Annotated in this window: 8 protein-coding genes and 1 pseudogene; 2 read left to right on the top strand and 7 right to left on the bottom strand. The window is 59.7% G+C overall.

Features of this window, described 5'->3' with window-relative positions:
• Nucleotides 1-427 (top strand): glycosyltransferase (locus tag CAPSK01_RS20920; protein ID WP_273704219.1); only part of this gene is annotated, 427 nt, incomplete at its 5' end.
• A gap of 5 nt (nucleotides 428-432) precedes the next feature.
• On the opposite strand, the gene CAPSK01_RS20915 is transcribed toward CAPSK01_RS20920, so the two are convergent.
• The 7 genes from CAPSK01_RS20915 to CAPSK01_RS20885 form a co-directional block, all read right to left on the bottom strand.
• Nucleotides 433-1455 (bottom strand): hypothetical protein, encoded by a 1023-nt coding sequence (locus CAPSK01_RS20915; protein WP_273704218.1) that lies wholly within the window; start codon nucleotides 1453-1455, stop codon nucleotides 433-435.
• A 261-nt stretch (nucleotides 1456-1716) separates the two neighbouring features.
• The gene (gene phaC, locus CAPSK01_RS20910; protein ID WP_034931492.1) at nucleotides 1717-2823 is read right to left on the bottom strand and encodes a class III poly(R)-hydroxyalkanoic acid synthase subunit PhaC; all 1107 of its coding nucleotides are present in this window, start codon (nucleotides 2821-2823) and stop codon (nucleotides 1717-1719) included.
• Nucleotides 2824-2888: 65 nt separating this feature from the next.
• Nucleotides 2889-3971, bottom strand: coding sequence for a poly(R)-hydroxyalkanoic acid synthase subunit PhaE (locus CAPSK01_RS20905; protein WP_034931489.1), 1083 nt, complete (start codon nucleotides 3969-3971; stop codon nucleotides 2889-2891).
• Between the two features lie 145 nt (nucleotides 3972-4116).
• Nucleotides 4117-4536 (bottom strand): MaoC/PaaZ C-terminal domain-containing protein, encoded by a 420-nt coding sequence (locus tag CAPSK01_RS20900; RefSeq protein ID WP_034931486.1) that lies wholly within the window; start codon nucleotides 4534-4536, stop codon nucleotides 4117-4119.
• 10 nt (nucleotides 4537-4546) lie between these two features.
• Nucleotides 4547-4987, bottom strand: coding sequence for a MaoC family dehydratase N-terminal domain-containing protein (locus CAPSK01_RS20895; protein WP_034931482.1), 441 nt, complete (start codon nucleotides 4985-4987; stop codon nucleotides 4547-4549).
• A 58-nt stretch (nucleotides 4988-5045) separates the two neighbouring features.
• Nucleotides 5046-6227, bottom strand: a complete 1182-nt coding sequence (locus CAPSK01_RS20890) for an acetyl-CoA C-acyltransferase (RefSeq protein WP_034931478.1) — start codon at nucleotides 6225-6227, stop codon at nucleotides 5046-5048.
• Nucleotides 6228-6285: 58 nt separating this feature from the next.
• Nucleotides 6286-7053, bottom strand: coding sequence for a 3-hydroxyacyl-CoA dehydrogenase (locus tag CAPSK01_RS20885; RefSeq protein WP_034931474.1), 768 nt, complete (start codon nucleotides 7051-7053; stop codon nucleotides 6286-6288).
• 460 nt (nucleotides 7054-7513) lie between these two features.
• Between CAPSK01_RS20885 and CAPSK01_RS24265 the strand changes: the two are divergent.
• Nucleotides 7514-7727 (top strand): annotated as a pseudogene (locus CAPSK01_RS24265) (poly(3-hydroxyalkanoate) granule-associated protein PhaF); the annotation flags it as partial.

The raw sequence follows: 7727 nt of genomic DNA, 5'->3' as shown, positions 1-7727 counted from the left end.
GAGCGTTGCCCGCTATCGCTGGTTCGGCGGCCTACCACACGAGACAGTGCGCCGGCACATCCAGCGTGCGCACCTGCTGGTCCACGCCAGCCGCATGGAAGGCGGTGCGCACGTGATCATGGAGGCGGCGGCAAGCGGCACGCCGGTGCTCGCCTCGGCCGTCGACGGCAATATCGGCATGCTCGGTGCCGATTACGCCGGCTACTTTCCGTGCGGCGACGCCGAGGCGCTAGCAGCGCTGCTGCTGCGCTGCCGCGAAGCCGTCGGCGCAGCGGGCGCCGATCAGGCGCCCGGCGAGAATTTCCTGCAGCAATTGGGGGCGCAGTGCCGGGAGCGAGCACGGCTGTTCACGCCGGCGCGCGAACGCGCCGAGTTGCGCCGGCTGGTCGATGAATTGCTGGCTGGCGATCCTGGCGGAAGCCGCTGAGCGGATCAGCCAAGCAGTTGCCCCGCCTGGTGAAGCAAGCGCTTGCTGCGAATGAGTTCATCCCGGGGAAAACGGCAGGCGAGCAGGCTGACCACCGGGGCACTCCTCACCACCACTTTCGGAAGCACGATCTCGGCCGCGACCTCGCCGGATCCTTCGGGCATGAGCACGTTCATCTGGTCGAGCCGCAACTTCGTCCTGTCGATCCGAAGGTAGTCGGGGCCGTGCGTGAGCACCTCCCGCACACGCCCGATGACCTCTTCGAGGGTCTCGCCAGTGCTCGGAAATGCCGCGAGCGCGCGCTCGTTCTCGGAGAGTTTCCGCTCCACCTCTTCGATCTTCTGGCGCGCGCCGGCGCCCTCTTCCAGCATCGCCTCGAGCCCGACACGCTGGCCCTTCAGGATCATCAGCCGCGCCTGCAACATCGATCGCTGCGCCTTGAGATCCTGGCGCTGCATATCCACCGATGTGATCTGTTGCAGCGCCTCGGTGAGCAGGAACTTGAAGGCACGGCGCCGGATCTCGATGCGTGCATCGTGCTCGCAGCCGCTCGGCAGGACCACTTTCTTGTCGGTAAACGAAACACAGGTCTGCACTACTTCGTGCTTGACCACGCCCCCTTCAGCCACCACACCGAAGCCTGTCGCCTCGCGGCAGAGGAAGCGCAGCGTTGCCCACACATGCTCGGCCCCCGGCCTGGCCTCAAAAAAATCCTGAACCGCCCGGCTGCGGCTGAAGACCTCGGGGATGTCCCGCGCAGTGGCGAAAAGGGCACGCAACGTCGGATTCTCTGCCCAGACCGTCGCACTGGCTTCGATGGCGGGGGGAATCTGCGCCTCGACCTCGCGGCAGTAGAGCACCGCCTGCTCGACCGCTGGCACGAGCTTGCGGCGGTAGCCGGGAACGAGCTTCAAGCGCGGATTGATGATGCGTACGATCTGTTCGATGCGCTGCTCGATGACCGCAGGGGCGACCGCGGAACCGGTCGCCTCGTCGTTGCCACCGAAAAGCCAGTCAAGAATCCCCATATGCACTCCCTGCGGTTCACGTGCCAGCAAAGCCAGCAAACGTTCCGGTCAACGGTCATAAGGCGGGTTGTCGCAAGGCCCGAGCGTCGGATTTCCATGACCACCGGAGATGGCCACGTATATTGCCCGCATGCCTTGTCTGGATGGTTCTTGACCCGATCGGGCCGGAAACGCCCTCTTCGCCGCTTTCTACGACACAGCAAGAGCGTTCCCGGAGACTCGCGACCAATGGGCGCTGGGCGCGAGTTGCTACAGACTTCTTCAGCCGCCGCGCTCGCGCATCCAGCTCGCAACCTTCGGTGCGAGGACCTTTTGCGCCAGGCCACCGGTGTAGATGCCGATGTGGCCGGTGGCGATGGCAAACTCGGTGTAGTCCTTGCTGCCGACATGCTTGCCGAGAGCAACGGTGCACGGCGGTGGCACGATGTGATCCTTTTCGGCAAAGATGTTGAGGATCGGCATCGTGAGATCCTTGAGATCCACCTTGCGACCGCCAATCTCAAGGGTTCCCTTGACGAGTTTGTTTCCTTTCAGGTAGTCACGGATGAACTCCTTGAACATCTGGCCGACGGCGTCGGGGCCGCCAAAAAGCCACTTCTCCATGCGCAGGAAGTTCTGTAACGCCAGACGGTCATCGAGAATATCGATCACGTCGGCATACTTGCCGTAGTTCAGGATGAACGGCGAAGCCATCATGAACGACTCGTTCAGTATGGTTGCCGGCACATTGCCATGTACGGCCACCATATTCTCGACGTCGGCATCGGCACCCATGGTGAACATCAAGCCTTCGTGCGGCTTGTGATTTTCCCGATAGGCATCGAAATCGATCGGAGATACGGTCAGGACCAGGTGACTGATCTTGTCCGGATTGAGCGTCGCGTAGGTGGTTGACATGGCGCCCCCCTGGCAGATACCCAGCAGGGCAATCTTGTCGACACCATGGTACTTGCGAACGAATTCAACCGAATCGTCGAAGTAGCCGTTGATGTAGTCGTCGAGCGTGCGGTACTTGTCTACCATACGCGGGTAACCCCAGTCGTTGAGGTAAACGTCGATTCCCTGGTTCAACAAATTACGGACCAGCGAGCGGTCTGGCTGCAGGTCGGCCACCTCGTAACCATTGATCAGCGGCGGCATGATCATCAGCGGCGTCTTCATGATTTTCGATTGCTCGACCAGCGGATGATAATGGTAGACCTTGATGCCATCCTGCTCAAAGATGATGTCTTTTGGCGTACTGCCAATATCGATGTCGTCGTCGGTCAGATTGGTGAGGTTGCTGAGGCCCTTGGTGAGCTTCTCGTTCAGAGTTGCGGCTTCAGCCACGAGGTCAGCGGGAAGAATCTGGATGGGGAAAGAAAACATGGGTAGCACCCTCCTAAAGGTCTATTAGCTTGTAAACCCGATCAGAACAACATTCAGGCTTCGGCTCACTCGCTCTTGGCACGCGCTGCCGCGGCGACCTTGCGAGGCGTGGCGCCGCTGCCCTTGGCTGGACCTTGGGCGGCTGGCGGCAGTGCCTTTTTGAGCGCTCGGACCTCCTTCTTGAGTTCGTGGATCACCTGGTAGGTTTCGTTCAGTTCGCTGCGCGTGGGCATGTCCAGACTACGGAAGATGTCTTCGACAACTGCGCGTTGTGCCAGCTTGAATTGCTGCTGGGCTTTCGTGAACGCGTTTTGCGTATCGAGGAACTCTTGAGTGTTGAACGTCACCAGCAGCGATTTGTCGGCCGTACGATACCAGAGGCTCATCAACTGGCGCAATGCGGTGATCTTCTCGCCCTTGGCAGCCACTTTTCCGAGTTCTTCCACTGTCGCCTCGACGGCCTTGGACAAGGCCTCGGCAAACGATTTGTGGAAATTGAGACTGGTCTTGCGCAGATCAACAACGGCATCCACCAGCCGCAATAACTTGGCGTTCTTCTCACGGGAAGCACCAAACAGCGGAATCTGACCGACTCCCGCCAGGGCACTGGCGTCGCCTTCCATCGACAAAAGTCGGTTGAGTCCGGACGTGCCGCCGAGTACCGCTTCGCCGATGTGCCCGGACGAAGCGGCCTGCATCAGAAAGGTCAACCAGGGACCCATGGCATCGGGAAAATCCTTGCTGAAGGTTCCGCTCAGATTACCAAGGTGCGAACCCACGCCAAAACTGCGCTCAAGCATGGCCGTCGATTCCTTGGCCCACTGTTCGGCAAAACCCTTGAGGTCGGGACGCCAATCCTTGTTGGCTTCGAGATTGGGCGCCACGACCCTCATGGACTTGAAAAAGAAATCCATGACACGGCTCATCGCGCCCTGGCTACTCGTTATACGGTCCATCAGCAGGCGTGCAGCTTCGTTCGTACTTTGGTTGGCGGCTTCAACACCTTTTTTCACCGCTTCGACGGGGCCTTCGTTGCCGCCCGGGAGATTCTGCAGCAGCGCGGACCAGTCGCTCCACATGCGCTTCTGCGACTCGGCCCAAGCGTTCACGACGCTGCTCATTTGCTCATTCGGATCCTTGTTTTCCACTCCTGTGATCTCCTTTCAGTGTGTCGGACACGCCCACCGCCACGGTAGGCGGATGCCCTGCGGTAAGCGGGGTGCACTCTACAACAAAACTGCGGCCGTCTGGTGACGGCCGCGATCATGCAGCTTTACTGACCTGGTAACGAGATCAGGCCAGAGCCACCACTGCATCTGCCTTATGCTTTGCCTCTCCCTGCTCGTTGGCGCAGGTCAACTCGAGGCGAACACATTTTTCGCCGCCCTGCTCCAGTTTCTCGACCACTTTGCCGGTGCACACCAAGCGCTCGCCAACCTGGGTGATGGCCGTAAAGCGCACCCCGAAACTGCGAATCGCTTCCTGCGGCACCCATTGGGTCAGCATACGACCAAGGTAAGCCATGCCCAGCATGCCGTGCGCAAAAACGTCGGGGATACCTTTCGAGCGTACATAATCCTGGTCAAGATGCAGAGGATGATGGTCGCCGGAACCCGTGGCATACAGGGCAAGGGTCAGACGAGACACCGGCTCGGTGATCAACGAAGGAATCTCGTCGCCAACCTTGAGCGCATCAAAATTCGCTGTTGTCATTGAATTTCCCCTATCCCCGAATAACCATCACAGAGTGCACGTCGCACACCAACTCGCCCATCCGGCGCACCTTGACATCCTTGACGACGAACTGCAGAGCGCCATTCTTCTTGTCGTAAATGTCGGTGATCTCGCCATCGAAAGTCAGCGTATCGCCAGAATAGACCGGCTTGTGGTAGACGAACGATTGCTCGCCATGCAGCATCTTGCCGAGGTCACAGCCCATGGTTTCGAGGTAATCGAAGGGGTGCTCCTTGTCCATGTCCATGCAGAAGAAGAAGGTCGGTGGCGCCAGCACGCCCGGAAGACCGGCCTTTTTCGCGGCCTCCTCGTCGAAATAGATCGGGTTTTTTTCGCCTGTCGCCTTGGCAAACCACTTCAATTGCCACGCCGTCAAATGGACGGAATGCTGCGGCACTTTCATGCCGATGTGTTTCTTGTCGATCAACATCTGTTTCACTCCTGGACCACCCCGGAAACCGGGGTGGAAACGCTGTTTGACGACCTGTTCAGATAATTTCCAGCGCGATCGCGGTGGCTTCGCCGCCCCCGGCGCAGAGGCCCGCGATGCCACGTTTGAGACCACGCGCCTTGAGTGCGTAGAGCAACGTCACCAGAATCCGTGAACCCGTCGCGCCGATCGGATGGCCCAGCGCACAGGCACCGCCATTGACATTGACCTTGTCGCGCGGCAGTTTGAGGTCACGCATCGAAGCCATGGTCACCGCTGCAAACGCCTCGTTGATTTCCCAAAGATCGACGTCTTCGGCCTGCCAGCCAAGTTTTTTCAACAGCTTCTCGAAAGCAAAGACCGGCGCCGTGGTAAACCATGAAGGATCATGCGCAAAGGTCGAGTGGCCGACAATCCGCGCCAGGGGTTTGATGCCGGCACTCTTGGCGTCCGATTCGCGCATCAGGACAAATGCCGCAGCACCGTCGGAAATCGACGAAGAATTGGCGGGCGTGACCGCACCGTCCCGCTTGAATACCGGCTTGAGTTTGGCGATCTTTGAAACATCGCACTTCATCGGCGTTTCGTCGAGGGCAACCACTTCCTCACCCTTGCGGCTGCTAATGGTCACTGGTGCGATCTCGTCCTTGAAGACACCCGAGGTGACTGCGTTCTGTGCGCGGGTCACGGATTCAACGGCGAAGGCGTCCATCTCTTCACGTGAGAAGGCGTACTTGTCGACACACAGTTCGGCGAACACTCCCATCGGCTTGCCTTGCTCGTACGCATCCTCAAGGCCATCGAGGAACATATGGTCATGCAGCACCCCATTTCCCAGCCGGTAACCAGAGCGTGCGGCGGTCAACACGTGCGGAGCATTGGTCATCGACTCCATGCCGCCAGCCACTGCGATGTTGACCGAACCAGCCAGCAACTCGTCATGAGCGATCATGACCGATTTCTGAGCAGAACTACACATCTTGGTCAGGGTGGTGCAAGGCACCGATTTCGGCAGGCCGGCGCCCAGGACCGCCTGGCGTGCAGGTGCCTGCCGCACCCCTGCCATCAGGCAGCAGCCCATCAGCGCCTCGTCGATATCCTCGACCTTGACGCCGGCCTGCTCGACAGCGGCCTTGATCGCGACGGCGCCGAGTTGCGGCGCGGTCACACCCGCAAACTGACCCTGGAAAGCGCCCACGGGGGTACGCTTCGCACCTACGATGACAACGGATTCACTCATACGACACTCCTTGATTGCAACGGATGTTGCCAGATAAAAGTTTGCTGCTGACCGGGAATTACTTGGGCGCCATCCGGATGGCACCGTCAAGGCGGATCACTTCACCGTTCAGATAGCCATTCTCACAGATATGTCTGACCAGCCCGGCGTATTCAGCGGGTTTGCCGAGGCGCGACGGGAACGGGACCATTTTACCCAGCGAATCCTGAGCGGCCTGTGGCAGACCCTTGAGCATGGGCGTTTCGAAAATGCCCGGAGCGATCGTCACCACCCGGATACCGTGCGCCGCAAGCTCGCGCGCCACGGGCAGTGTCAGGCCGATCACCCCTGCCTTGGACGAAGCATAGGCAGCCTGACCAATCTGACCATCATAACCCGCGACGGAAGCAGTATTGACGATCACACCGCGTTCGCCTCCCTCATTCGGATCGTTCTTGCTCATCGCCTCGGCGGCCAGACGAATCATGTTGAAGGTGCCGACCAGATTGATGCTGACCACGCGCGCGAAGGTTGCCAGGTCATGTGGGCCATCGCGGCCAAGCACCTTCTTCGGCGGTGCGACACCGGCGCAGTTCACCAGTCCGTGCAACGCCCCGAATTCGTTCACGGCCAGATCGATGGCGGCGCGTGCACTGGCCTCATCGGTCACGTCGGTCTTGGCAAAGCGCGCGTTTGCGCCCAGCTGCGCAGCCTGCGCCTCACCCGCACCCGCGTCGACATCCACGATCACCACTTTTGCACCAGCGTTGACCAGGCCACTCGCCGTTTCTGCTCCGAGTCCGGAGCCTGCACCCGTTACCACAAAAACACTGCCACTGATTTGCATTTTAACCCCCAAAAAAATATCGCGACCTCACGTAATGTCGCGCTCCTGGACCGTGCCGACGGCGTTTATTGATGCGTCGTCACAGTAAAACAGAACCTTATGGCGCTTCGGAAACCCTTTTGATGACGAGTGCCTGATTTCAGAAGGCTGCCCGGCAACCACCCGTACAGCCAACCGTTGCACTCTACCAGTTACCTGGTGCTTGGCGCTTGGCCGTAGGCGAGCAATCCTGCCATTGTCGAATGCAAACTGCTGCCGAGTCAAGCCTCCGACGCAGTGCAGCAGCAAGCCCGTGCGGCAATCGATCTTTGCCAGAAATCAAGAGCCCGCGGTCACCGCTTCTCGCTTCTGTTGACCTGGATCAGGGCCGCGTCCGCGCGATGCTTTAGGATATTGCTCACTTGGGCGCTATGCCGCCCTATGTGAAGATTGTCTCAGCATTCAACGGAGAATATACATCATGGTCGAAACGTTTAACCCATCCCAGGAAGCTGCCGCGGCGACGACGGCGCTCCCCACTCCCGAAGAGAATGGTACCGTCAAACCTCCCGCCAAACCCCGCGTCGCGCGTCGGAAAAAACCCACAGCAAACCGGACGACTCTGCCAGCAATTGCTGAAGCCGCAGCGCCGAGCACGAGCACGGCCACGTTTCCCGCCGCCACACCGGTAGCCA

The organism is Candidatus Accumulibacter vicinus (assembly GCF_000584955.1).
In the GTDB taxonomy this organism is placed as follows: domain Bacteria; phylum Pseudomonadota; class Gammaproteobacteria; order Burkholderiales; family Rhodocyclaceae; genus Accumulibacter; species Accumulibacter vicinus.
The sequence above is the reverse complement of the archived record's forward strand: the minus strand, read 5'-3'. Positions and strand labels throughout refer to the sequence as shown.